We start from the raw sequence: 25,560 nt of genomic DNA on the forward strand, positions 1-25,560 counted from the left end.
TTTAAAATTAATAGGTAACAAAACAGCAATAAAATGTTAAAATATCGGAATGAACTCAAGTTGAAAGGAGATATCATCATGAAATTTGCAATAATTACTGATGTCCACGGAAATTTTGATGCCTTAGAATCAGTTTTAGATGATATTGATAGAAGAGAAAAAATCGATAAAATTTATAACTTAGGCGATAATATTGGAGTCGGACATGAAACGAATAAAGTACTGGATGCTATTTTTGACAGAGATGATATGGAAATTATAGCAGGTAATCATGATGAAGCAGTGATGTCGCTCGTCAATGAAACACCATATCCAGAAGATTTAAAAGATAAATTCTATGAACATCATCAATGGATTGAGAGTCATTTAGACGAAGATTATTATGATAGATTGAATGGGTTATCACGTGTCATGGAACAAACATTTCATAATAAAAAAGTGTTGTTTATTCATTATGAAATTCCTAATGATAAATTAGAGACGCCAATTGATGGGCAACCATTTAGTCCAATTGTTGAGCCGAGTGAAGAAAACGTTAAAGCCTTATTTGCTGATAAAAATGCGGATTTAATTGTATTTGGACATAATCATACCGTACATTTATATGATGACAAATCAACTGTTTATTTCAATCCTGGGTCAGTAGGATTAAATAATGGTGCATATGCAGTGTATGGCATAGTAACAATTGAGGAAGATGAATTTTCATTTGAACGTGTGAAAGTGCCTTATGATAACGAGGAATTCATAAGAGGATTTAATGAGAAACAAGTACCAGCGAAACAGCTCATATTTGATAAATTTTTATAACAGAAAAACTGTTGCAAATAACTAAGCACCGCATCATCTAAAGAAAATGATGTGGTGCTTAGTTATTTAAGATTTAGAATAAAAAGTTAATGGGTATGTGCGTGCACATCAGGCCCTTTATCAATGGATGAACATAATGTGGCATTATCGTGCGGATGTGCGTTTGTTTCTAATTGGATGGTCATATGTTGAATATTTAAATGTTCTAACTTATGCTCTAGTCGATTTAAGAGAACTTCGCCATCTTCGATAGACATAGTATGAGCTACAACAGCATGACAGCTTAAGGCGTTCATTTCATTTGATATGGTCCATATATGGCAATCATGTACATTTTCAACCTGAGGCTCATCAATAATTGTAGAAATGACTTTAGACAAATTGACGTCACTTGGTGTTCCTTCCATTAATATATTTAAAGAAGATTTTGTGATACCCCAACTACTTTTTATAATTAAAATTGAAACAATGATACTTGCAATAGGATCAGCAATTGTAAAGTTAAACGCCCAAATGAGTAAAGCAGCAATAATTGCACCGACTGAACCTAATAAGTCTCCCATAACGTGAAGGAAGGCACCTCGCATATTAATATTATGAGAGGTATCTCCACCTTTAAACATTAAAGCGGCAACTATAATATTTATAATCAGTCCAAGCAGACTAATGATGAACATTTCTGTAGACTTAACATCTTCTGGTGTAAAGAAACGTCCAATAGCTTCTACAATTATTACAATCCCTATAATGAATAAAGTAATGCCATTAAATAGCGCGGCAAGTATTTCAAATCTTTTATAACCAAATGTTTTAGATTGTGTTGCATGCTTTTCGGCATATATAAAAGCAAGCAGAGCAACACCTAATGAAATCGTATCGCTAAACATGTGTAAACCATCAGATAACAATGCCAAACTATTGGCAACAAAGCCGCCGATAATTTCAACAATCATAAATATGCCGATGATTAAGAAACTAATAAGTAATATTTTTTTGTTATTTGTGTGTACATGACCATGATTATGGTTGTGTTTTTCAGTCATGCGAAAGACCACCTTTCTGAGCTTATTTATGAGTGGCGTGATGTATCGCTTGTTTTAACAAAGTTGTTACATGCGTGTCATCTAAAGTGTAAATCATAGATTGCCCATCACGTTTTGACTTAACTAAATGGGCCTGCTTTAATAAACGCAATTGATGTGAAACGTTAGATTGACTAATATCCAAACTGTGTGCAATATGACCCACACTGCATTCTCCATGTGATAATAGATGCATAATCCGGATACGATTCCCATCGCTTAAAGCCTTGAAAATTTCAGTTACACTATCAATCGTTTGTTGATCAAATGAATCATTCATATCGAGACCTCCTACATATTAATATATGAACATTTATTCATATATTAATATGTAGTGCGTAGATTGTCAAATTAAGCTATGAGATTGAATAAGCGAGCACTTTGGTTTGAATATCCTATAAAAGTGGTAAACTTTAAATATCAATATTACTAAGGAGGCAAAATTTTATGAGTATTTTAGTTATTGGAGCTAATGGTGGCGTTGGTCAACATTTAGTAAATCAATTAAAAGAAAGCAACGAATCTTTCACTGCAGGTGTGAGAAAAGAAGAACAAGTCAAATCTTTGGAAGATAAAGGTATTGAAGCCATTTTAATTGATGTAGAAGCTGATGATTTAGCCACACTTACAGAAAAAATTAAAGGCTATGATAAAGTAATCTTTTCAGTAGGATCAGGGGGAAGTACTGGTGCTGATAAAACAATCAGTGTAGATTTAGATGGTGCAATTAAATCTATCAAAGCTAGTGAAGCAAATCATGTGAAACAATATGTGATGGTTTCAACGTATGATTCTAGAAGAGAAGCATTTGATGCAAGCGGAGATTTAAAACCATATACGATTGCCAAGCACTATGCTGATGAATACTTAAAACAAGCTAATATACCATACACAATTGTACATCCAGGCGGCTTAACAGATGAAGCTGGTACGAATAAAATTGAAGTGGGCGCATTTTTTGAAGGACGAGGCACTATTCCACGAGAAGATGTAGCGACAGTACTCAAAGAAGTAGTTACTACAGATAATTTACTTAACACAGAGTTTCAAATCATTAGTGGAGAAGAAGAAATCACTAGTGCTTTAAATAACTTTACAAAATAAGTAAGTGAGATTTATTTAAGAGCCGATTTACATTTGTATGTAAATTGGCTCTTTTTTTTATATATATGACCTTTACAATAAAATAGTGGGATAAATTTGGTACAATAGTACATATCGTTTGGAGGTAATCATGAAAATTTCAAACAAAAAAATATATGAACAAGTTGCAGATATTATATTAGAAAGTATTAAGTCAGGTGAATACAAGGTAGGAGACAAATTACCCTCTATTCAAAAGTTAGCTCAGATTTATGGGGTAAGTGTAGCATCGATTAGGGAAGCGTTGAATGCACTACGAACAATAGGCGTTATTGAGTTAAAACAAGGGTATGGAACGTTTATCAAACAAATTGAACCTAAATTCTTTGAGTTAGGTGATAAATTTAATTCCGTAGTACAAATTAAAGAACTCCTAGAGTTAAGAGAAATTGTAGAAAGTTCAACAGTTGAAAAGGCGGCCATAAATCGAAGTGAAGAGGATTTAAAGAGACTGAAAGAAGCATTAAATGAAATGGGAGAGGCTGTCACAGATGGAACTTCAGGTGAAAAGGCAGACTTAAGGTTTCATTTGTTAATTGCTAAAGCAGCACAAAATTCCCTGTTAGTTGAATTATTAAATAATATTTCAGGACTGATGAAAGATTCTATGGAAGAAACACGTAAAATATTTATCTATAGTGCTCAAAAAACAATGCATAGATTACATGAAGAACATGTAGCTATTTATAATGCTATTCTTGAGCAAGATAGTAAGCGTGCTGTTAAAGCTATGCAATCTCATTTGCTAGAAGTCAAAGTAACAATTTTAGCAAATTTTAAAGAGCAGTAATACAATTATAAAAATGCCATTTCAAACTATAAATTGAAATGGCATTTTTATAATTGTATAGTTAAATATGTTAGCCTTGGCTGAAACTAAGCACTGCAATAGCGTTAAATGGAGAGCATAGAAAATTAAAAAAGCCCAAACTTTTCCGGAGTTTGGACTTAATAGCAAATTTTATATTTTTGAAAAAAGTACGTACCTTTTTCAAGTGTATAATTCATCATGTAATTACCTTATATGTAACACGAGTAGAGCACGTTTCCGTAACTCTTTTGTCATTATACTATTTGAAGTAATCATTTGGCAAGATAAATTTAAACTCAATTTAAAACGAATTAAAACCAATTTAACAAAGATAATATTATGAATTATATATATGAGGTTGTGCGAAATATATATGGAATCCATCATATGAGTGTGTTGATGTCATCAAGGGTAGCATAAGTTATTAAAATATTAATATATACTTTCATAGTAAGTTTAAAACTATGATACAATCACAATAGTTCAGAAAAACATAAACATACATAGATACATAAGCAGTGACTTGCATATGATAAAAAATAGATAAAAAAGTAAAGTGTTAATCAACTTAAGAATTTGGAGGTGTGATTCATGGCGTTATTTTTGAAGCCAATATTTCATGAAAAAATATGGGGTGGCAGCAGACTTAAATCATTTGGCTATAATATCCCTAGTGATAATATCGGAGAAGTGTGGGGCATATCCGCACATCCCAATGGTAGTTGTGAAATATTAAATGGACCATATCAAGGGCAAACTTTAGATCAAGTGTGGAATGAACACAGAGAATTATTTGGAGATTTTCCGAGTAAGGATTTTCCTTTAATGACTAAAATGGTAGATGCTAAGAAAGCATTATCAGTTCATGTACATCCTGATGATGCATATGCTTACGAAAATGAAGCAGGACAATATGGTAAATCAGAGTGTTGGTATATCGTGGATGCTGAAAAAGACGCAGAAATTATATATGGTCTTAATACAGATACTAAAGAAAATGCAATAGATAAACTAAATGAGGCGGAATACGAATCATCAATGTTTAATAAAGTTAAAGTTAAGCCAGGAGAGTTTTATTTCATTCCTGCAGGGACAATTCATTCGATTGGTGCTGGTATACTAGTATATGAAACAATGCAGTCTTCGGATGTAACATACAGAGTATATGATTATGATCGAGAAAATGAAGCAGGTCATACACGTCCCTTAAACCAAAGTAAAGCAAAAGATGTGGTTGAAGTATCTAATGAAAGCATCAATATATCAACGGATACAGAAATTGTTGAAAATCATAAACGTATACAGTTAGTATCTAATGATTTTTTTACTATGGTGAAATGGGAAATTTCAGGCACATTAAATTATATGAAACCGAGAGAGTTTGTATTGGTTTCAGTATTAAAAGGACAAGGTCAAGTTATAGTAGATGGTGAAGTTTATACATTGAATAAAGGCCAAAATTTTATTTTAACTTCAGAAGATTTAGATACAATTTTTGAAGGGGATTATGAATTAATAGTAAGTTATTTATAGTAAAAGGAGGATCATAAAAGAATGTATAAATTTTTGTATATATCATTAGTATGTGGGATTATATCTGGCATAGGCATATTTCTGAAAATACCTGAGTATCCTTCACTAGCATTTCCGATTACGATTGGTGTACTTGGCATAATTACAGCACTGATTACAATTCCTGACAAAGAAATAAGCGGTTTATTAAAGTTAGGCGGTGTATTAATTAATTTTATGCCAATCATGGGTGCTTTGACAGTAGCCCAATAGTTAAATAAAAAGTATCTTTACATACGTGTAAAAGATACTTTTTTTATGAATTGATTTTCTTATGTCCTTTTTAGCATTGTGAAATAGTAGTATGATTAAATATTTGAAATGATCTCGATAATCTTAAGTGATGACAGATAATCAATAAAATAAAATTAAATAACATGCTATTTATCTATGCAGTTTGTTTAAATAAAAATATGGTAAAATAGAATTTGAATTGGAGGTGGAAAGGTGAATAAGGCTAGAGGAATTATCATGACCTTAGTAATCGCAATGGTTGCAACAATATTAGGGAGTAAATTTCCAATAGTAGGTAGTGCAATTTTTGCGATTGTTATAGGTATCATTATTAATAATTTGTTTGTGATCCCTAAAAAATATGAAGCGGGCATCCAATTCAGTAGTAAAAAAATCTTGCATTATAGCATTGTAGTATTAGGGTTTACATTGAGTTTTCAATCTATAGGGGCGATAGGATGGAAGTCACTTCCAATTATAATTATCACATTAAGCGCAGCATTTCTTACTGTTTATATACTGATGAAATATTTGAGGACTAGTGAGAATTTAAGTATTTTAATAGCTGTAGGAACATCTATTTGTGGTGGTTCAGCTATTGCTGCCACAAGTCCTGTAATTAAAGCTAAAGAAAGTGAAGTTGCTTTGGCAATTTCTACCATTTTTTTATTCAACTTAATTGCAGTGTTCATTTTTCCGCCGTTAGGACATGTTCTAAATATGGGAGAAATGGCATTTGGATATTTTGGAGGCACGGCTATTAATGATACTTCAAGTGTAATAGCAGCGACTTCAAACTATGGTAATACAGCATTAGAAACAGGTGCAATTACAAAACTAACGAGAACTTTAATGATAATACCAGTTGTATTATTCTTTACATACAGAACGATTCGTCAAGCACGCGCAGAACAGTCTAAGATAGCAGTGAAAAATGTATTTCCATGGTTCATAATGTGGTTTGTAGTAGCATCACTGATTAGTACGATTTTAAACTTTTCTCCAACAATAATTAATATTTTTCATCAACTTTCCTTGTTTTTAATTACTATGGCAATGGGCGGCATTGGATTAACAGTTCAATTTAGACAGTTTAGACAAGCGGGTTTTAAACCGCTATTTCTAGGTTTAATCACGTGGATTGTAGTTATTGTAACAAGCTTGATTACTATGAAATTAATAAACTTATTGTAATGATTGTTACATAAGTACTTTTTGCATATAATAGGAAAGATAGAATTTTTACATGAGATAAGGAGTATCTAAATGGCAGAGGAAATAAGTTATTTTTGGTTGAATTGCGGATATAATCGCTGGAATCATAACGAATCTTTAGTTGGGCAAGAGACATTATTTGAATCAGGTGCACAATTTAATCCTTCACAAGGTTTCAGATCTTTCAAACAAGCTAAGGTTGGAGATCGTGTTATCTTTTATCAAGTCCAAATGGATACTGGTTTATTAGGGTGTGGTGAAATTACCAGCGTACAAACTGGTGCTCAAAATAAAATTCGTGTGCAATTTCAATTACAAGAGGAACTTAAACCATTAACAACAGACTATTTAAAACGAAGTGAACAATTAGAGTTTAGAATAAAAAATATGAAAGAAACATTATTTAATGAAATATCACAGGATGAATTTGATTTAATTGTCCGTTTAGGTAAAGGTGAGGCTAAGATACCTAGATATTTCTTCATAGCTGAAGAAGTAGAATTTGAGCCGAAGTCTTATAATACGATATATACACATACTTATAATGGTATAAAACGTAATGGATACCATTTTTATACACAACTTGAAATTGGTGACCAAATCATTTTTTATAATAAAAAGCGTGACCAATCTGTAATTGGTATTGGTGAAGTGAGCCGCCACATACATGAAAAAGCCCCCATTCCGGGGAGAACAAACAGTACAGCTATCGAAGTATATTTTGAAAAAGAAATTGATCCCGTATCGTTAGGGACATTGAATAAACATCCAAAATTAAAAAATTTATATTATTTGCAAGAGAATGCCAAGCAAGCTATAGCGAGTATGTCACAAACTCAATTTGAAGCAATACTTGAAATGAGTGAAAATGATGGGTTGAAATCTCAATTTGAGGCTGTTAAGAGTGATAATATCATTGATAAACTTGATGAAGATATCAAACCCTTTATATTACTTCTGGTAGATAAAGGTGAGGGTTTAAAAGCTGCTGAGGATTTATTGCAAAAAGCAAATGCCAATCCAGTTATTATTGCGGGACACCCAGATTTTACTGAGGACATGCTTTATGGTAAATATTTACCTAATGAAGCTGGCGCACTGTATTACAGAGAAGGATTTATTACAAGTCTAATGCCGCGTAAAGATAAAAGTCATCTAGTTATAGATAACTTTAACCGCATTGATCCAGATATATTCCAAACGTACATTAACGTTCTAGAAGGTTATGAAATGACTTTACCACGTTATAATAAAGAAGGTAATATGATTAAATGGTCTAGGAAAAAAGATTCATTTTATCACTTCAATCCTAATTGGCATATTGTAGGTATCACTTATGATGATTTGAATGAAATTAAACGTAAATATACGGAACAATTTTTAAAATATGCACGAATTGTAAAAGTGAATCAAGATGCATAGTGAATACACTATTTGTATCAGAATTTTTGAATGAATAAAAGTACTTGATCACTTCATTTGGGAGTTACAAGTTTAAACCGCCGCCAAACTTAATGAGTTTGGCGGTGTTTTTTAGATGTTTATACTTGAGGTTCTGATTAAGCATTTTACCTTATGTTTGAAATCAAGTATATATAGTGATGATACACCATATTGAATTTAAAGTTATGCTGCAATTTATAGAAGGTGAAAGATAGATATTTCATCTGGGTTTACAACTTCGTATATAGCTAAACGCTGCTGATTTATCATAACAGTCTTTAAAAAATTTATTGTATAAGAATATTTATTGGAAACGCATACTTTTATAAGTGGTTATATGATTTATTTTGGTGAATTTAGGATATAATATATAGAGACTGAACATATTCGAATCTTAAAAGAAAAAATTTTATACTGTTAGGATGTGTATTGATATGCCAATTATTTATTATGATGGTACTTGTGTGTATTGCTATAATTACGCGATTTGGCTCATCAAAAATGGACTATCAAGTCGTTATCAATTTGCACAATTACAAGGTAAAACAGCACAAAACATGTTAGAAAATTATCCAGAAGCACGTCAATATAATAGTGTGATATTACAAGAAGGGGATCATTTACAATATAAGTCAGATGCGATTGCTACTTTAATTACATCACTGACAAATTATAAATGGCTAGGTATATTACTAAAATTGACACCTAAAATTTTAAGAGATTTAGGATATAATTTATTTGCAGACAATAGAAATAGAATGTGGAAAACACATTGGCATAAGCCTAATGAATATGAAAAATCATTTTTTATTGACTGAGTAGACGGAGGAAGCAAAATGGGAAATATTATTGTAGTTGGCAGTGCGTCAATAGATTTAGTAGTGAAAACAAACACGATACCCAAAGCGGGTGAAACGGTGATGGGCGATACATTTTTTACTACACCTGGTGGAAAAGGTGCTAATCAAGCTGTAGCAGCAGCGCGCTTAAGTGATGGCGTATATATGATTGGTGCAGTAGGTGAAGATGAATATGGTAAACAGATTATTCAAAACTTAGAACAAAACAATGTAAACACGGATTATATAGATATAATAGAAAATGAAGCGTCTGGAACAGCTCATATTACATTATTTGAAGATGATAACCGTATTATAGTTGTACCGGCTGCTAACAGTTATGTTACAGCTGATAAAGTATTACCTAAGTTAGAGCATTTTAATGCTGGCGATATTATCCTCATGCAACATGAGATACCTGAAGAAACAATAGCAGCGGTAGTTAGTTTTGCAGAGAAACATGATATGAAAGTCATATTGAATCCTGCACCTTATCGTGAGCTTGATCATGACATTATAGAAAAAGTGACTTGGATTACGCCAAATGAATCAGAAAGTGAATTATTGTTTGAAAATCAGGTGGATAAAGCATTAACAAAGTATCCTAATAAATTAATAGTCACAAAAGGCGCATCAGGAGCAGTTTTCTATAGTGATTCTCAACAGCTTATAGCAGGTTATAAGAAAGAAGTCGTTGATACTACTGGGGCTGGCGATACATTTAACGGTGCATTGGCAGTGGCACTAATTGAAAATAAATCACTTGCTGATGCGGTTGCATTTGCAAATTTAGCGGGTAGTTATGCTATAACAGGATTAGGAGCACAAAGCGCTATGCCATACAGAAAAGACTTAGATTAATGATGGATAATCAGGGTATATATTCAATGTGATAGCTCTAGTTCTTAATTTAAAATAATTCTAATTTAGAGGGCTATTACGCTTTACAGATTATAATAATTATTATATAATAATTAATGTAATCAAGAATATGAGTTGTTTTTTCGAAATAACAACGAAATTTAAAGGAGAGATTTAAACATGGCAAAAAATGAAGACGTAGTAGTAGTATTAAATCAACAAGTAGCAAACTGGACAGTAGCGTTCACCAAATTACACAATTTTCATTGGTATGTTAAAGGGCCAAATTTCTTCTCTTTACACACAAAATTTGAAGAGTTATATGATGAAGCAAGCCAATATATAGATGATCTAGCTGAACGTATTTTAGCAGCAGGAGGCAATCCTGTAGCAACTTTAAAAGAAAGTTTAGAACTTTCAATTATTAAAGAAGCTGGCAAAGGTTATAAAGCTGAAGAAATGGTAGAAGAATTATCTAAAGATTTCACAAATGTTTCCAAACAATTAGAAGAAGCAATAGAAGTAGCTTCAAATGCTAATGATGATGTGACAGAAGACATGTTTATTGGCATGCGTACTAATATTGATAAACATAACTGGATGTTAAAATCTTATTTAGGACAATAATACGAGATATAATAAAAGAGGACTAGATTTAAAAATCTAGTCCTCTTTGTCAATACATGTAGCGTATCAATCATCTTAAAAGATAAACTATAAAATTAAGCCGGTAAAGGGTTTCCTTTACCGGCTTTTGTATTCCCAAAATGCTATAAATGACGAAAATTATTCAGCCATTTCAAGTGCAATTTCCATCATTTGAGTAAATGAATTTTGACGTTCTTCTGCAGTAGTTGCTTCATTACGTAAAATATGATCACTAACAGTAAATACACCTAACGCTTTTTTGTTAGCATACGTAGCATTTAAGTATAAAGCAGCAGATTCCATTTCTATTCCTAATATACCCATGCGTTGCCATCTTTCATTAAATGTCTCATCTGCATTATAGAATGTATCAGAAGATAAAATATTACCTACATGTGTAGTAGCGCCAATGTCATCAGCTTTTTGTTTAGCTTTCAAGATCAAGTCAAAATCAGCTAAAGGAGCAAAGTGGCCAGGGATATTATATTGATCTACATAACTAGAGTTTGTAGAAGCGCCTTGCGCTATAATAATATCGTAAAGATTAACGTTGTCTTGTAATGCACCACAAGATCCGATACGGATAATAGTATCGACATCAAAGAAATTGTATAACTCATAAGAGTAAATACCAATACTTGGTATACCCATGCCAGAGCCCATAACTGAAATTTCTTTACCTTTATATGTGCCAGTATAACCAAACATATTTCTTACTTCATTAAATTGTTCAACATTTTCTAAATAATTATCGGCTATGTATTTTGCACGAAGTGGATCTCCCGGCATCAATACAGTTTTTGCAATTTTAGTCCCGTTAGGTTGAATATGAGGTGTACCTTTTGTCATAATCATCTTCTCCTTTAAATTCTTATCAATTTAAAGATAACATTTGTTTATTATTTTTGCGAATTTTTGTAGTATAGGGATTAAAGGGAAAGTTTATTAAGGATAAGTTTTTAATTTTGCTTTATAATTGTAAGCGATATTGAACATATTTTTATGAACAAAAAATTAGGAGGATTCCAAATGAATTACGCAAAGTATATAGATCATACACTACTTAAGCCTGAAGCAACACGAGTGCAAATTGATAAAATTATTGAAGAGGCAAAAGATTTTAATTTCAAATCTATTTGTATTAACCCTACACATGTGAAGTATGCAGCTGAGTTGTTAGACGGCTCAGATGTTTTAGTATGTACAGTGATAGGTTTTCCATTAGGTGCGACAACTACAAAATCAAAAGTATTTGAAGCAGAAGATGCTATAAATAATGGTGCATCAGAAGTAGACATGGTCATCAATATTGGTGCTTTAAAAGATGGACGTTATGAAGAAGTTCAAAAAGACATCGAAGGCGTAGTAGCTGCTGCTAATGGTAAGACGGTAAAAGTTATTATCGAAACATGTTTATTAACAGATGATGAGAAGATAAAAGCTTGTGAATTGAGTAAAGCAGCAGGTGCTGATTTCGTTAAAACATCAACTGGTTTCGCAGGTGGTGGAGCGACTCCACAAGATGTTAAATTAATGAAAGATACAGTTGGTGATGCTTTAGAAGTGAAAGCATCAGGTGGCGTAAGAAATTTAGAAGATTTTAATAATATGATTGAAGCGGGTGCTACACGTATCGGTGCTAGCGCAGGGGTTCAAATTATTCAAGGCTTAGAAAGCGACGCTGATTATTAACTTTATAAAATAGTATACTTATTTATGATTAAGCATGATATACAAAAGGGGAGGTCTACTGATATGAGAATGGTAGATTTAATTGAAAAAAAACGTGATGGCCAAGCACTTACTCAAGAAGAAATTGAATTTTTTATCACTGGTTATACTAATGGTGATATTCCAGATTATCAAGCTTCTAGTCTAGCTATGGCAGTATTTTTTCAAGATATGAATGATGAAGAAAGAGCTGCTTTGACTATGGCAATGGTCAATTCAGGAGATGTCATTGATTTATCTGATATAAATGGTATCAAAGTTGACAAACATTCTACAGGTGGTGTTGGCGATACAACAACATTGGTACTTGCGCCTTTAGTTGCATCGGTTGGCGTACCAGTCGCTAAAATGAGTGGTAGAGGACTAGGTCACACAGGTGGGACAATAGATAAGTTAGAATCTGTCAAAGGCTTCCATGTTGAAATCAGTGAGGAAAAATTTGTTAAACTGGTTAATGAATCTAAAGTTGCTGTAATAGGACAAACAGGGAATTTAACGCCAGCAGATAAGAAATTATATGGTTTACGTGATGTTACAGGCACAGTAAATTCAATACCATTAATAGCATCATCAATAATGAGCAAAAAAATTGCTGCTGGTGCCGACGCTATTGTTTTAGATGTGAAAACAGGTAACGGTGCATTTATGAAAACATTAGAAGATGCTGAAGCATTAGCACACGCTATGGTTAGCATTGGTAATAATGTAGGTAGAAATACAATGGCAATTATTTCTGATATGGGTCAACCATTAGGTAATGCTATAGGTAATGCTTTAGAAGTTAAAGAAGCCATTGAAACACTGCAAGGCAAAGGACCAGAAGATTTAACTGAATTAGTCATGACTTTAGGTTCTCAAATGGTTGTAGTAGGCGGTAAAGCTCAAGACTTAGAGGAAGCACGTACGATGCTTCAACAAGCAATTGAAGATGGATCAGCATTAGAGACATTTAGAACGTTTTTAGAAAATCAAGACGGAGATGGTTCAGTTGTAGATGACTTGTCTCAATTACCTCAAGCTAAATATAAAATTGAATTACCAGCGCAATCATCTGGCGTTGTGACTGAAATTATTGCCAATGAAGTGGGTGTAGCTTCAATGATGTTGGGTGCAGGTAGACAAACGAAAGAAGACGATATTGATCTTAGTGTTGGTCTGGTACTGCACAAAAAAGTTGGGGATAAAGTTAGTGAAGGTGATGCGTTACTAACAATACACAGTAATCGAGAAAACATTGATGATGTAATAGAAAAGTTAAATCAAAGTATTACAGTAAGTGAACATGGACAAGCACCAACATTGATTCATAAAATTATTACAGAATAGGAGTGGACATAATGACTACACCTTTTAAAAGAGTACACTTAATCGTAATGGACTCAGTAGGTATTGGTGAAGGTCCTGATGCAAAAGCATTTAATGATGAAGGTAGTCATACATTAAAGCATACTTTAGAAGGTTTTAATCAGACGTTACCCAATTTGCAAAAATTAGGATTAGGTAATATTGATGATTTACCAGTAATTGAAAAAGAAACAACACCTCAAGCATTTTATACTAAAATGAGTGAGGCATCAGTAGGCAAAGATACAATGACAGGCCATTGGGAAATTATGGGTTTAAATATCATGCAACCATTTAAAGTATACCCAGAAGGGTTTCCAGATGAACTTATTACTGAAATTGAAACAATGACTGGACGTAAAGTTGTAGCGAATCGCCCTGCTTCTGGTACGCAAATCATTGATGAATGGGGCGAACATCAAATGAAGACAGGCGACTTAATCGTTTATACTTCTGCTGATCCTGTGCTTCAAATAGCTGCACATGAAGATATTATACCTTTAGAAGAACTTTATGAAATTTGTGAAAAAGTAAGAGAATTAACGAAAGATCCCAAATATTTAATAGGTAGAATTATTGCTAGGCCTTATTTAGGTGAGCCAGGTGCTTTTCAAAGGACGTCTAATAGACATGATTATGCATTGAAACCATTTGGTAAAACAGTTATGAATGAGTTGAGCGATGGAGGCTATGATGTTATTGCCTTAGGAAAAATTAATGATATCTTTGATGGTGAAGGGGTAACAGAATCTGTACGTACTAAAGATAATATGGACGGTATGGATAAACTCATAGACACTGTAAAACGTGATTTTAATGGTTTGAGCTTTTTAAATTTAGTTGATTTTGACGCTTTGTATGGTCATCGTCGTGATAAACCAGGCTATGCCCAAGCAATTAAAGCATTTGATGAACGGTTACCGGAACTTATAGATAATTTGAGAGAAGATGATTTAGTCATTATTACAGCTGATCACGGAAACGATCCAACGGCTGAGGGGACTGATCATACAAGAGAGTATATTCCAGTCCTTATGTTTAGTCCCAAAATCGACAAATACCATGAGCTTTCAACAGATGATACATTTAGTTCGATAGGTGCTACGATTGCGAATAATTTCAATGTGAAATTACCTGAATTTGGGAAAAGTTATTTGAAAGAAATGGGTGTAGAAAGATGAAGCAGCTGCTTCGTATCATCATTGGTATAGCTTTTAGTATAATAGGACTATTACATTTTAAAAATGAAGAAAATTTTAGAAATATTGTTCCTGACTACTTACCATTCAGAAAGGCAGCAGTACTTATAACTGGTGTGTTTGAAATTATGTTTGGTATAGTATTAATTTCTAAACGACCATCATCGTGTTTAAAAAAAGGGATAAATGCATTTTTATTAGCAGTGCTACCGGCAAATATTTATATGGCCCAACATAACATTCCTTTAGGTGAGAAAAAATTACCTCAATGGGCTTTGTATAGTCGTCTTCCATTACAATTTGTAATGATGAGCGTTATTAATAAATTATAATAATAAAAGAGCACAGATGTATGAGCATTGATAGTGTAAGCGTATAAATGAAAGCCCCAGCAGAAATTTTAAATTCTGTTGGGGCTTTATTATTATGCTAGAAGGTATAGCGTAGACTTTTATTTATTTTCACCAAATACATCATGCCATTCAGATCTTTTATCTAAAAAGGTTTGTGCAATCTCTTTTGCGCCTTCAAGAGAATGGCTTGCTGCCCAGCCACATTGTACTTCATTGCATGCTGGAACTTCTGATGCATTTAAGACATCATGAATAGTTTGTTCAATAATATTTAAAACATCCTCATAGTCATCATGATTAATAAATGAAACATAGAAACCTGTTTGGCAACCCATAGGGCTAATATCAACGACTTTATCAGAGTGATTTCTAATATTTTCAGCCATTAAATGTTCTAGCGAGTGTAATCCTGGCATCTCCATATGTTCCTTATTCGGTTGTTTAAAGCGAATATCATATTTATGAATAACATCTCCATTAGCGCCTTCCATTTTGCCAGCTAATCTAACAAATGGTGCATCGACGATTGTGTGATCTAAATTGAAACTTTCAACGTTCATTTTTGGCATGTTATATCCTCCTAATATTTTCAGTAAATTAATTGTAACAAGAAGGCTAAGTATTTACAATTTCTGAAATGTGGTATAGATACAAAGATAAAGAAAGGTATTTACTAAAATTTCAGAAAATTGATGACAGAAACTTATAAAGCCGATAAAATAAGTAATAATTAAAACGTGTTTTGCGCATATAGAATAATATGGGGGATATTACTTTTTTACTTATTGCATGTTATTCAAGCAATTGACAATGTTGTTGTATCTTAGGAGGTAAGTGGAGTATATGGAAAACAAACAAATTATCTTAGATTATATAGAGAACGAAAAACTTAATTATTTGGAAATAAGTCACCAAATTCATCAAAGACCTGAATTGGGTAATGAAGAGATTTTTGCTGCTAGAACACTCATTGAAAATTTAACAAGACATGGCTTTGAATTAGAAACAGATATCGCGGGTCATGCGACAGGATTTATTGCACGTTATGATTCGGGACAACCAGGCCCGACAATAGGATATTTAGCGGAATACGATGCACTGCCAGGTTTAGGACATGCATGTGGCCATAATATTATAGGTACTGCTAGTGTATTAGCGGGTATTACTTTAAAACAAGTCATCGATAAAATTGGCGGCAAAGTAGTTGTGTTAGGTTGTCCAGCAGAAGAAGGCGGTGAAAATGGCAGCGCCAAAGCTACGTATGTAAAAGCGGACGTTATCGATGAATTAGACGTAGCGCTAATGGTTCATCCTGGTAATGAAACCTATAGAACGATAAATACTTTGGCTGTCGATGTTTTAGATATAAAATTTTATGGTAAAAGTACCCATGCGTCTGAAAATGCAGATGAGGCAAGAAATGCGCTTGATGCTATGATTTCTTATTTCAATGGGGTGTCTCAATTACGCCAACACATTAAAAAAAGTCAGCGCGTACATGGTGTGATTTTAGATGGGGGTAAAGCCGCAAATATTATTCCAGACTTTACACATGCTAGATTTTATACAAGAGCTACCTCACGTAAAGAATTAGATGTGTTAACAGAGCGTGTGGGTCAAATAGCTAAAGGGGCCGCTATTCAAACAGGTTGTGATTATGAATTTGGACCTATACAAAATGGTGTGAATGAATTTATAAAAACTTCTAAATTAGACGACCTGTTTGCGAAATACGCTACTGAAATGGGGGAAGCAGTGATTGATGACGATTTTGGATATGGTTCTACAGACACTGGGAATGTGAGTCATATCGTACCAACCATTCATCCACATATTAAAATAGGGTCACGTAACTTAGTTGGGCATACCCATCGCTTTCGTGAAGCAGCAGGTAGTACGCATGGTGATCAAGCGCTCATTAGAGGAGCTAAAATTTTAGCATTAATGGGATTAGAATTAATTGAAAACCAAACATTATTTGAAGCAATAATTGAACAACATCAATATATAAAGGAGCACAAGAAATGACAAATCGAAGCTCTCTAAGTCCTAAACTAACCCTTAGCGATCTTTATGATTCGAATATCGTTTATACGTCTAGGCCATCCTATATTTCAAATCCTTGGTTGGAACCAGAAGAACACCAATCCAATTTTTTAACTGGGCGAGAACTTATCATAGCAAATCAATTACCAGTTATTGTACACGAGGCAAGTGTGACAGATAAATTGAAGACGTTATTTGAAACCATTGGTAAAACCATGCCTACAAATGTGTTTAAATTTAAAGATCAAGAGAGCTATGAGCAATTAATTAAGTATTTAGCGCATAAAGAAAATAAAAAAATATATTTTCAATATATTCATGATGAAACGATTCTAAATAAAGCATTTTATGCATTAGATAAAGATATATTTTCTGCATTAAATAATAAAGCGCGGATACCAGAATGGACAAATTATAAATATTTGCCAAATAGAGAAGTGATTGATACCCAGTATTTCACTGATGCAGTATCGAAGTGGAACTTCCCATTTGTGTTAAAGCCTGGAGATGATTTGCCTACTGCAGGCGGTTATGGTGTGATGATTTGTTATAATGAGGATGATTTAACTAAGGCAACAACGCGTATTATGGCTGCACAAGAAGAAACAGATAGTATAATTATTGAACAGAAAGTAGAAGCTATAGCGAATTATTGTGTTCAATATGCATATTCAGAACAAGAAGGTATTCGATATATAGGAACCTCTGAACAGCTAACAGGAAAATATGGTCATTATAAAGGGAATCAAAATGTGCAACAAGTACCTGAAACAGTTATTGAAGCGGGTAGAGAAATTATGGAAATAGGGGTTTCTAAAGGTTACTATGGAGTAGCAGGATTTGATTTATTGTTAGATAAAAGTGGAGACGTTTACGCTATTGACTTGAACTTTAGACAAAATGGTTCTACAAGTATGTTATTACTTGAGCCATTATTAGATAAAGGCTATCACAAATTTTATAGTTATGTATCACCTGTTGATAATGCACGTTTTTTTAATACAATTCTAAAGTATGTTAATAAAGGTGTGCTCTTCCCATTATCATATTATGATGGTGATTGGTATGAAAATGAAGATGTAAAATCAAGGTTTGGGTGTATATGGCATGGCGAATCAAAAGCGAAAGTAGAAGCAATAGAGCAACAATTTTTAAAAGAACTAGATGCAAATTGAATATAAAATACGAAAAGTTTATAGTATCGATGGTTCATCGTACACCATAGGCGTTATAAGCCTTAACTTATAGGGATGAAACAGAGATTGACTATCACTACAGAATTATTTATATTCACAGTATAGGTACTTTATTAAAAATGAATTGAAGGTGTTAGAATGTCTTACAAAGAAAGTTCATTTTATCAAGATATTTTAGTAAATGAAGTGTTTTATGTTGCTACAAAATCCAAACACTTAATCAAACATGAGATCTTGGGCAAGGATCTTGTATGTGTTTGGACAGACAAAGCAAAAGCTAAGTCATTTTTAGATAAACATGAGATTGAGTATAGCCATATTAAAGAACTCGATGTTGATCGATTTGTCACTTATGAAATGGAAAAAGTGTTTGATGAAGGCGAAGAAATATTAATGAACCCTGTGACTCATACAGATGGAGATTTAATAGATATTTATAAAGTGGCGGACGAAATGATGTCTGATTTGGACCATATTCGTTTGAAAGAATTTGTTAAGGATGTAGCAAAAGATGATGCGGTATTTGGACTCACAAACAAAAATGAAAAGAGATTCATATTAATAAGTGATGATCGCCCAGATAAGCCGCAAATCATGCCAGTTTGGAGTATTAGAAATAGAGCAGAAAAAGTAAGGAATGCAGATTTTGAAGAATGTGAAATCATTGAAATCGAGGGCGAAGTCTTTGGTGAATGGTTAGATACTTTGCGCGATGATCATAAGGCTGTAGCTATTGATCTGAAACCTGGTGCTATTGGCACAATTGTATCTGCGCAAAAAGTTATAGATCAACTCACATTTTAATACATGATTGAGGGGTTAAGTTTAATCATTTTTTTAGATATGCCTGAAACGACAAAAAGCGAGTAACGAACATATTTCGTTACTCGCTTTTAATTTATAGTTATTTATAAATAAATAGCGCCAAGTGCTCCAGAAAAAGCGCCATGTTCAATATAATATGGCTTACATCCACGTAATACTGTGTAATCTTCAACGACTTCTCTTAATAAGGCATTGTTATGGAATGATGATCCAATATATGCAACATTTTCTGTTTGATGTTCCCTTGCCACAGTTACTGACATTGTAGTAATAACTTCACCAACAACGCCTATGACAGAAGCTAATTTATCTGCATCTGTAAAGGTATGATCTAAGTTATGTAAGACATGACCAAAATTTGCAGCTGTTAAATCACCAGATAAAGGCGGTTCACTATCTTTATATATATGTTTAACTTTTAGGTCAATAATTTCTCGATTACCATTTTGCGCAGTATTTGTTAATTTTTGGTAATCTTTAATGCCTGTCAATAAGTAGCCAAGCCCTTGAATCATTCCACCACCGGTACCTACGCCACCAACACGCTGTTGGCTTTTACCATTTGAATAGTGTAATGAAGTACCTGTACCTACATTGGTAAATATATAATCATCTAAAAAGTGACCTTGCTCTTTCAAAAGTATTTCTAAACCTCTTGAAGCAGCGTCAAATTCAACAAATGTCTGTGAATCAGACTTTAATTGTTTTTGAATTAATGCAGCTTGTCCACCTGTTAAACTGATATGCGCTACATCTTGTTGGTTTAACCAAGCGATAACTTCATCAATTTCTGTTGTTAATTTAGTCTTATATTTTCGTTTGCCATGATTTTCTTGAACAATCTTGATTAGAGTGCCCCCAGCATCAATGCCAATCTTCATCTAAGCGTCCCCCCAAATATTTTACATTATAACTAATATTATAATAAAATATTAGAAAATCAAATATGAAGTTAAAGGGGATGCAATTAATATGCAACTAAGCCCATTTATTTAAGTTAATGATGTAACTAAAGCGATTAATTTTTATGAAAATACTTTTGGAAGAGGGGTAAAATGGTTAATGAAACCAATGGGCAGGTGTTACATGCTGAATTACATAGTAATGAAACGTGATACGCCACATTTTAGGGACATAGGGTTGTAAATGGAACAACGACAACACTAATATTATTTTAACCTTCAATGATACGGCCGAATCACAACGCGTATATGATGCGCTATGTGAAGGTGGTAATCCACATATGATCATTAAAAAAACGTTTTTAACGCAATCATAGCCAAGTTAAAGCCCAGTTTGAAGTAAATTGGTTAATAAATTGTTTTTTAATTTAAAATAAATAATAAAACATCAATTATAAAGATTATAAATATTGCAAAAGTGGTATTGTAAGATAATGAATACGATTTAAATAGGGGATTAAATATGTTTATTAAAAAGCAATTCGAAAATATTACTGTTCAAGTGTACGAAGAACGATATAAAGATGAACTTTATAATTTTAAATTAAATGAGCGACAACAAATTTATTCATCTTTACCTAAGGATGTTTTAGAAGACGCGATTCATGATGAAAATAGAATTCCAAATATTGCTTTAAATGATGAAGGCCAAGTAGTGGGATTTTTTGTGTTGCACCAATATTATCAACACGAAGGTTACGATACACCTAATCAAGTCATTTACGTGAGGTCGTTATCAATTAATGAACATTTCCAAGGGTTTGGTTATGGGACGAAAATGATGATGCATCTTCCGCAATATGTTCAACTGTTATTTCCGGAGTTTAATCATTTATATTTAGTTGTAGATGCTGAAAATAAAAGTGCTTGGAATGTATATGAACGCGCTGGTTTTATGCATGCAGCAACTAAAGAAGAAGGACCTATTGGTAAAGAACGCTTATATTATTTAGATTTAGATTCAAAATATGTATCTTCTTTGAAATTAAAACCCAGCACAGATTATACACCCTATAATATACACATCATTGATTTGTTTAAAGATGATCACAAAGTGGGATTCATTGCCTTAGAAAAACACGGCGAACGAATGAACATATCGTCAGTAGAAGTTAATAAAGAAGAACGACATCATGGTATTGCTGAAAGTGCATTGAGACAGCTCTCAACATATATAAGAATACAGTTTGGTGGAGTTAAGTTATTAACGATTACTTTATATGGTGAAAATAACGAATTAAAACCATTATGCATAAATAGCAATTTTGTGGAAATTGATGCCGCAGATGATTTTATCGTTTTTGAAAAATACCTAAATTATTAATAGCGATTGCGAAATCTCATATTGTCATTTATAATTTACATTTGTTAATATAATTTAAGACGAACACAGTACTGATTTGGATAATGCCTTTGAAAGGAAGAATATTTAATTATGAGAATTCAAGATTATACAAAAGAAATGGTTGATGAGAAATCATTTATCGATATGGCCTATACGTTATTGCATGAGAAAAGCGATACGATGAACCTATATGATATTATTGATGAGTTTAAAGCACTTGGTCACTATGAAGATCGTGAAATTGAAGATAGAATTGTACAGTTTTACACTGATTTAAATACGGATGGTCGTTTCTTAAATGTTGGAGAAAACATTTGGGGTTTACGTGATTGGTATTCAGTAGATGATATTGAAGAAAAAATCGCGCCAACAATTCAAAAATTCGACATCCTTGATAAAGATGATGAAGAAGATAAAAATTTAAAATTACTTGGTGAAGATGAAACAGACGATGATGATGACATTCCAGCTGTCACAGATGATCAAGAAACTTTAAATGATCCAGAAGATCCAGAAGAAGATGACGTTGATGAAGAAATTGATGAATCTGATATCGTGATAGATGAAGATGATGAAGACTTAGATGACGATGAAGAAGAAGATTTTGAAGAAGAAGAGGAAGAAACAGAAAAGTAATTCTGTGATATTTAATTGACTTTTCTCGTGAACGTGATAAAATTTTATTCGGGCTCCTTTAATTAGGACGACGTGTATAAATATTATACGCTCCCCCTTACAAACTTGTGAGAGGGAGCGATTTTTTTATTTTATTTACTATAAAAGTTTTAGTTTATTTTAAAAGTTGTTTATTACAGTAATACATATCAATAATGCTAAACAATAATTTTAATATGTAAAACAAGATAAACCACAAATAAGCAAGTGAATCGAATCAAACACTAAAGTGTCAATATCTGGTATTGAAAGAAAATACCGTTTTATTAATAGGAGGCATAACATGACAAAATTTATTTTTGTAACTGGTGGAGTCGTTTCTTCATTAGGTAAAGGTATTACAGCTGCATCATTAGGAAGATTATTAAAAGATAGAGGATTAAAGGTAACAATTCAAAAATTCGATCCGTACTTAAACGTCGATCCAGGTACTATGAGTCCGTATCAACATGGGGAAGTATTTGTGACGGATGATGGTGCAGAGACTGATTTAGACTTAGGACATTATGAACGTTTTATTGATATTAACTTAAATAAATATTCAAACGTAACAGCAGGGAAAGTATATTCTCACGTATTGAAAAAAGAACGCCGTGGAGATTATTTAGGTGGAACTGTTCAAGTCATTCCTCATATTACAAATGAAATCAAAGAACGTTTATTATTAGCAGGAGAAAGTACAAATGCAGATGTTGTTATCACAGAAATTGGTGGAACAACAGGAGACATTGAATCATTACCTTTTATTGAAGCAATTAGACAAATCAGAAGTGATTTAGGTCGAGAAAATGTAATGTATGTACATTGTACGTTATTACCATATATTAAAGCGGCAGGAGAAATGAAAACAAAACCAACGCAACATAGTGTTAAAGAGTTACGTGGTTTAGGCATTCAACCTGATTTGATTGTCGTTCGTACTGAATATGAATTAACGCAAGATTTGAAAGACAAAATTGCATTATTCTGCGATATTGATAAAGCTAGCGTTATTGAATGCCGTGATGCGGATTCATTATATGAAATTCCATTACAATTAAGTAAACAAGATATGGATGATATTGTAATTGAGCGATTAGAACTCAATGCTAAATATGATACACAACTAGATGAATGGCAACACCTATTAGATACCGTGAATAGTTTAGATGGTACAATAACTATTGGTTTAGTTGGGAAATATGTTAGTTTGCAAGATGCTTATTTATCTGTAGTAGAATCATTAAAACACGCAGGCTATCCATTCAAGAAAGATATTGAAGTGAAATGGATTGATTCAAGTGAAGTTACGGATGATAATGTAGCAGATATATTATCTGAAGTAGATGGTATCTTAGTTCCAGGAGGATTTGGATTCCGTGCGAGTGAAGGTAAGATTTCAGCAATTAAATATGCACGTGAAAATAATGTGCCATACTTCGGTATATGTTTAGGTATGCAACTAGCAACTGTAGAGTTTGCGAGAAACGTAATTGGTTTAGAAGGTGCACATTCAGCGGAATTAGATCCAAATACACCATACCCAATTATTGATTTATTACCAGAACAAAAAGATATCGAAGATTTAGGTGGTACTTTACGTTTAGGACTATATCCTTGTCATATTAAAGAAGGTACTTTAGCGCATTCTATTTATAATGAATCTGATATTGAAGAAAGACACCGTCATCGTTATGAATTTAATAATGAATATAGAGAACAGCTAGAAGCTAAAGGAATGGTTTTCTCTGGTACTAGCCCTGATGGTAGATTAGTTGAAATGGTAGAAATTCCTGAAAATGACTTCTTCGTTGCATGTCAATTCCATCCAGAATTTTTATCTAGACCTAACCGTCCTCAACAAATTTTCAGAGCATTTATTGAAGCGTCATTAAAAAATCAACAAAATAAATAGCATACAAAAGAACGCATGATTTATTATAAGGTAAATACTTAAAGAATCATGCGTTTTATTTTTAGAATTTCAAGTTATAAAATTTAGTAATGCTACATTAATAAGATAAAAAGAGCATTTAACGTTATTGATGTAAAAATACATGCGTTTTAATGAGCAATTGAAAACGAAAGTGTGTAAAGTTGTGATTTTACAAAAAACAAGATGATAAATATACACATTTAAAGGATTTAAAAATAAAAAATAAAATAAAAACGCTTACAATTATACAGAATAATGCAAAAAGTTTGTGGTTTTGATATAATTAGATTGTAAAAATATGTGCTTAAAGCACCAAGGAGGAACTTTCATGCCTTTAGTTTCAATGAAAGAAATGTTAATAGATGCAAAAGAAAATGGTTATGCGGTTGGTCAATACAACTTAAATAACTTAGAATTTACACAAGCGATCTTAGAAGCTTCTCAAGAAGAGAATGCTCCAGTTATCTTAGGTGTATCTGAAGGTGCTGCTCGTTATATGGGTGGTTTCTACACTGTAGTGAAAATGGTTGAAGGTTTAATGCACGACAAAGAAATTACAGTTCCTGTAGCAATTCACTTAGACCACGGTTCAAGCTTTGAAAAATGTAAAGAAGCAATTGATGCTGGATTTACTTCAGTTATGATTGATGCTTCACATGAATCATTTGAAGACAATATCGAAATCACTTCAAAAGTTGTAGAATATGCTCATGAACATGGCGTATCAGTTGAAGCTGAGTTAGGTACTGTTGGTGGACAAGAAGACGATGTAATCGCTGAAGGCGTTATCTATGCAGATCCTAAAGAGTGTCAAGAACTTGTTGAAAGAACAGGAATTGATACATTAGCGCCAGCATTAGGTTCAGTACACGGACCTTATAAAGGTGAACCTCAATTAGGTTTCAAAGAAATGGAAGAAATTGGTGCTTCAACTGGTTTACCATTAGTATTACACGGTGGTACTGGTATCCCAACTAAAGATATCCAAAAAGCAATTCCATTTGGCACAGCTAAAATTAACGTAAATACTGAAAACCAAATTGCTTCTGCTAAAGCTGTTCGTGAAGCTTTAAACAATGATTCTGAAATGTATGATCCTCGTAAATATTTAGGACCAGCACGTGAAGCAATCAAAGCAACTGTTATTGGTAAAATTAAAGAGTTTGGTACTTCTAACCAAGCAAAATAATTTAATAACTATTATAAAATAACTATTATACTATTGTATAATAGTTATTTTTTTATGTTATAATTTAACTGTATTTAGTAATGAATACAGAATATTAAATGCGAAGTATTTACATAAATTTT

General features: G+C 32.8%; 26 protein-coding genes. 21 read left to right on the forward strand and 5 right to left on the reverse strand.

Going from position 1 to position 25,560, the window contains the following annotated elements; genetic code table 11:
• Positions 1–78 precede the first annotated feature (78 nt).
• Positions 79–810 carry a metallophosphoesterase family protein gene (locus tag QMO72_RS03900; protein WP_069823638.1) on the forward strand — a complete coding sequence of 244 codons (732 nt, stop codon included), beginning with the start codon at positions 79–81 and terminating at the stop codon, positions 808–810.
• Between the two features lie 86 nt (positions 811–896).
• Here QMO72_RS03900 and czrB read toward each other — a convergent pair whose 3' ends face one another.
• Positions 897–1,853 carry a CDF family zinc efflux transporter CzrB gene (gene czrB / locus QMO72_RS03905; protein WP_103267498.1) on the reverse strand — a complete coding sequence of 319 codons (957 nt, stop codon included), beginning with the start codon at positions 1,851–1,853 and terminating at the stop codon, positions 897–899.
• Positions 1,854–1,875: 22 nt separating this feature from the next.
• Entirely contained in the window at positions 1,876–2,172 is a 297-nt protein-coding gene (locus QMO72_RS03910) for an ArsR/SmtB family transcription factor (RefSeq protein WP_103267499.1), read from the reverse strand.
• Between the two features lie 167 nt (positions 2,173–2,339).
• Here QMO72_RS03910 and QMO72_RS03915 point away from each other — a divergent pair, with 167 nt between their 5' ends.
• From QMO72_RS03915 to QMO72_RS03955, 9 genes are all read left to right on the forward strand, one after another.
• On the forward strand, positions 2,340–2,996 hold the full coding sequence (locus tag QMO72_RS03915; protein ID WP_103267500.1) for an SDR family oxidoreductase: 657 nt from the start codon (positions 2,340–2,342) through the stop codon (positions 2,994–2,996).
• Between the two features lie 130 nt (positions 2,997–3,126).
• Positions 3,127–3,825 (forward strand): FadR/GntR family transcriptional regulator, encoded by a 699-nt coding sequence (locus tag QMO72_RS03920; protein ID WP_069823642.1) that lies wholly within the window; start codon positions 3,127–3,129, stop codon positions 3,823–3,825.
• A 612-nt stretch (positions 3,826–4,437) separates the two neighbouring features.
• Positions 4,438–5,379: a type I phosphomannose isomerase catalytic subunit gene (locus QMO72_RS03925; RefSeq protein WP_103267501.1), complete on the forward strand. Its 942-nt coding sequence runs from the start codon at positions 4,438–4,440 to the stop codon at positions 5,377–5,379.
• A gap of 21 nt (positions 5,380–5,400) precedes the next feature.
• Positions 5,401–5,631, forward strand: a complete 231-nt coding sequence (locus tag QMO72_RS03930) for a hypothetical protein (protein ID WP_103267502.1) — start codon at positions 5,401–5,403, stop codon at positions 5,629–5,631.
• A 234-nt stretch (positions 5,632–5,865) separates the two neighbouring features.
• Positions 5,866–6,846, forward strand: a complete 981-nt coding sequence (locus QMO72_RS03935) for a YeiH family protein (RefSeq protein ID WP_103267503.1) — start codon at positions 5,866–5,868, stop codon at positions 6,844–6,846.
• A gap of 72 nt (positions 6,847–6,918) precedes the next feature.
• Positions 6,919–8,289: an EVE domain-containing protein gene (locus tag QMO72_RS03940; protein ID WP_286093240.1), complete on the forward strand. Its 1,371-nt coding sequence runs from the start codon at positions 6,919–6,921 to the stop codon at positions 8,287–8,289.
• 455 nt (positions 8,290–8,744) lie between these two features.
• A complete protein-coding gene (locus tag QMO72_RS03945; protein WP_069823647.1) occupies positions 8,745–9,128 on the forward strand; it encodes a thiol-disulfide oxidoreductase DCC family protein in 384 nt (127 codons plus the stop codon).
• Positions 9,129–9,146: 18 nt separating this feature from the next.
• Complete coding sequence (gene rbsK / locus QMO72_RS03950) at positions 9,147–10,010, forward strand: ribokinase (RefSeq protein ID WP_103266243.1); 864 nt, start codon at positions 9,147–9,149, stop codon at positions 10,008–10,010.
• A 180-nt stretch (positions 10,011–10,190) separates the two neighbouring features.
• Positions 10,191–10,637, forward strand: a complete 447-nt coding sequence (locus QMO72_RS03955; RefSeq protein ID WP_046837834.1) for a Dps family protein — start codon at positions 10,191–10,193, stop codon at positions 10,635–10,637.
• Between the two features lie 159 nt (positions 10,638–10,796).
• Here the strand turns inward: QMO72_RS03955 and deoD are convergent, their stop codons facing one another.
• Positions 10,797–11,507, reverse strand: coding sequence for a purine-nucleoside phosphorylase (gene deoD / locus QMO72_RS03960; RefSeq protein WP_046837833.1), 711 nt, complete (start codon positions 11,505–11,507; stop codon positions 10,797–10,799).
• A gap of 180 nt (positions 11,508–11,687) precedes the next feature.
• Between deoD and deoC the strand changes: the two genes are divergently transcribed.
• The 4 genes from deoC (at position 11,688) to QMO72_RS03980 (ending at position 15,264) form a co-directional block, all read left to right on the forward strand.
• Entirely contained in the window at positions 11,688–12,350 is a 663-nt protein-coding gene (gene deoC / locus QMO72_RS03965) for a deoxyribose-phosphate aldolase (protein WP_069823649.1), read from the forward strand.
• A gap of 63 nt (positions 12,351–12,413) precedes the next feature.
• A complete protein-coding gene (locus QMO72_RS03970; protein WP_103266244.1) occupies positions 12,414–13,715 on the forward strand; it encodes a pyrimidine-nucleoside phosphorylase in 1,302 nt (433 codons plus the stop codon).
• Between the two features lie 11 nt (positions 13,716–13,726).
• Positions 13,727–14,914: a phosphopentomutase gene (gene deoB, locus QMO72_RS03975; protein WP_103266245.1), complete on the forward strand. Its 1,188-nt coding sequence runs from the start codon at positions 13,727–13,729 to the stop codon at positions 14,912–14,914.
• A complete protein-coding gene (locus tag QMO72_RS03980) occupies positions 14,911–15,264 on the forward strand; it encodes a DoxX family protein (protein WP_103266246.1) in 354 nt (117 codons plus the stop codon). The genes deoB and QMO72_RS03980 overlap by 4 nt, the downstream gene beginning before the upstream one ends.
• 119 nt (positions 15,265–15,383) lie before the next feature.
• On the opposite strand, the gene QMO72_RS03985 is transcribed toward QMO72_RS03980, so the two are convergent.
• Positions 15,384–15,854 (reverse strand): S-ribosylhomocysteine lyase, encoded by a 471-nt coding sequence (locus tag QMO72_RS03985; RefSeq protein WP_046837828.1) that lies wholly within the window; start codon positions 15,852–15,854, stop codon positions 15,384–15,386.
• A gap of 274 nt (positions 15,855–16,128) precedes the next feature.
• Between QMO72_RS03985 and QMO72_RS03990 the strand changes: the two genes are divergently transcribed.
• From QMO72_RS03990 to QMO72_RS04000, 3 genes are all read left to right on the forward strand, one after another.
• Positions 16,129–17,313 carry a M20 family metallopeptidase gene (locus tag QMO72_RS03990; RefSeq protein WP_103266247.1) on the forward strand — a complete coding sequence of 395 codons (1,185 nt, stop codon included), beginning with the start codon at positions 16,129–16,131 and terminating at the stop codon, positions 17,311–17,313.
• Complete coding sequence (gene ldmS / locus QMO72_RS03995) at positions 17,310–18,506, forward strand: L-aspartate--L-methionine ligase LdmS (RefSeq protein ID WP_103266248.1); 1,197 nt, start codon at positions 17,310–17,312, stop codon at positions 18,504–18,506. The genes QMO72_RS03990 and ldmS overlap by 4 nt, the downstream gene beginning before the upstream one ends.
• Before the next feature lie 159 nt (positions 18,507–18,665).
• Complete coding sequence (locus QMO72_RS04000; protein WP_103266249.1) at positions 18,666–19,331, forward strand: DUF2750 domain-containing protein; 666 nt, start codon at positions 18,666–18,668, stop codon at positions 19,329–19,331.
• A 104-nt stretch (positions 19,332–19,435) separates the two neighbouring features.
• On the opposite strand, the gene coaW is transcribed toward QMO72_RS04000, so the two are convergent.
• Positions 19,436–20,233: a type II pantothenate kinase gene (coaW, locus tag QMO72_RS04005; RefSeq protein ID WP_103266250.1), complete on the reverse strand. Its 798-nt coding sequence runs from the start codon at positions 20,231–20,233 to the stop codon at positions 19,436–19,438.
• Between the two features lie 544 nt (positions 20,234–20,777).
• Here coaW and QMO72_RS04010 point away from each other — a divergent pair.
• The 4 genes from QMO72_RS04010 (at position 20,778) to fdaB (ending at position 25,438) form a co-directional block, all read left to right on the forward strand.
• Positions 20,778–21,638 carry a GNAT family N-acetyltransferase gene (locus QMO72_RS04010; protein WP_103266251.1) on the forward strand — a complete coding sequence of 287 codons (861 nt, stop codon included), beginning with the start codon at positions 20,778–20,780 and terminating at the stop codon, positions 21,636–21,638.
• Between the two features lie 111 nt (positions 21,639–21,749).
• Positions 21,750–22,295 carry a DNA-directed RNA polymerase subunit delta gene (gene rpoE / locus QMO72_RS04015; protein WP_069823658.1) on the forward strand — a complete coding sequence of 182 codons (546 nt, stop codon included), beginning with the start codon at positions 21,750–21,752 and terminating at the stop codon, positions 22,293–22,295.
• Between the two features lie 322 nt (positions 22,296–22,617).
• Complete coding sequence (gene pyrG, locus QMO72_RS04020) at positions 22,618–24,228, forward strand: CTP synthase (RefSeq protein ID WP_069823659.1); 1,611 nt, start codon at positions 22,618–22,620, stop codon at positions 24,226–24,228.
• A gap of 349 nt (positions 24,229–24,577) precedes the next feature.
• Positions 24,578–25,438, forward strand: a complete 861-nt coding sequence (gene fdaB, locus QMO72_RS04025) for a class IIb fructose-bisphosphate aldolase FdaB (protein ID WP_069823660.1) — start codon at positions 24,578–24,580, stop codon at positions 25,436–25,438.
• Positions 25,439–25,560: the final 122 nt, after the last annotated feature.

Origin of the sequence: Staphylococcus casei, assembly GCF_030294405.1 — a bacterium.
In the GTDB taxonomy this organism is placed as follows: Bacteria; Bacillota; Bacilli; order Staphylococcales; family Staphylococcaceae; genus Staphylococcus; species Staphylococcus succinus.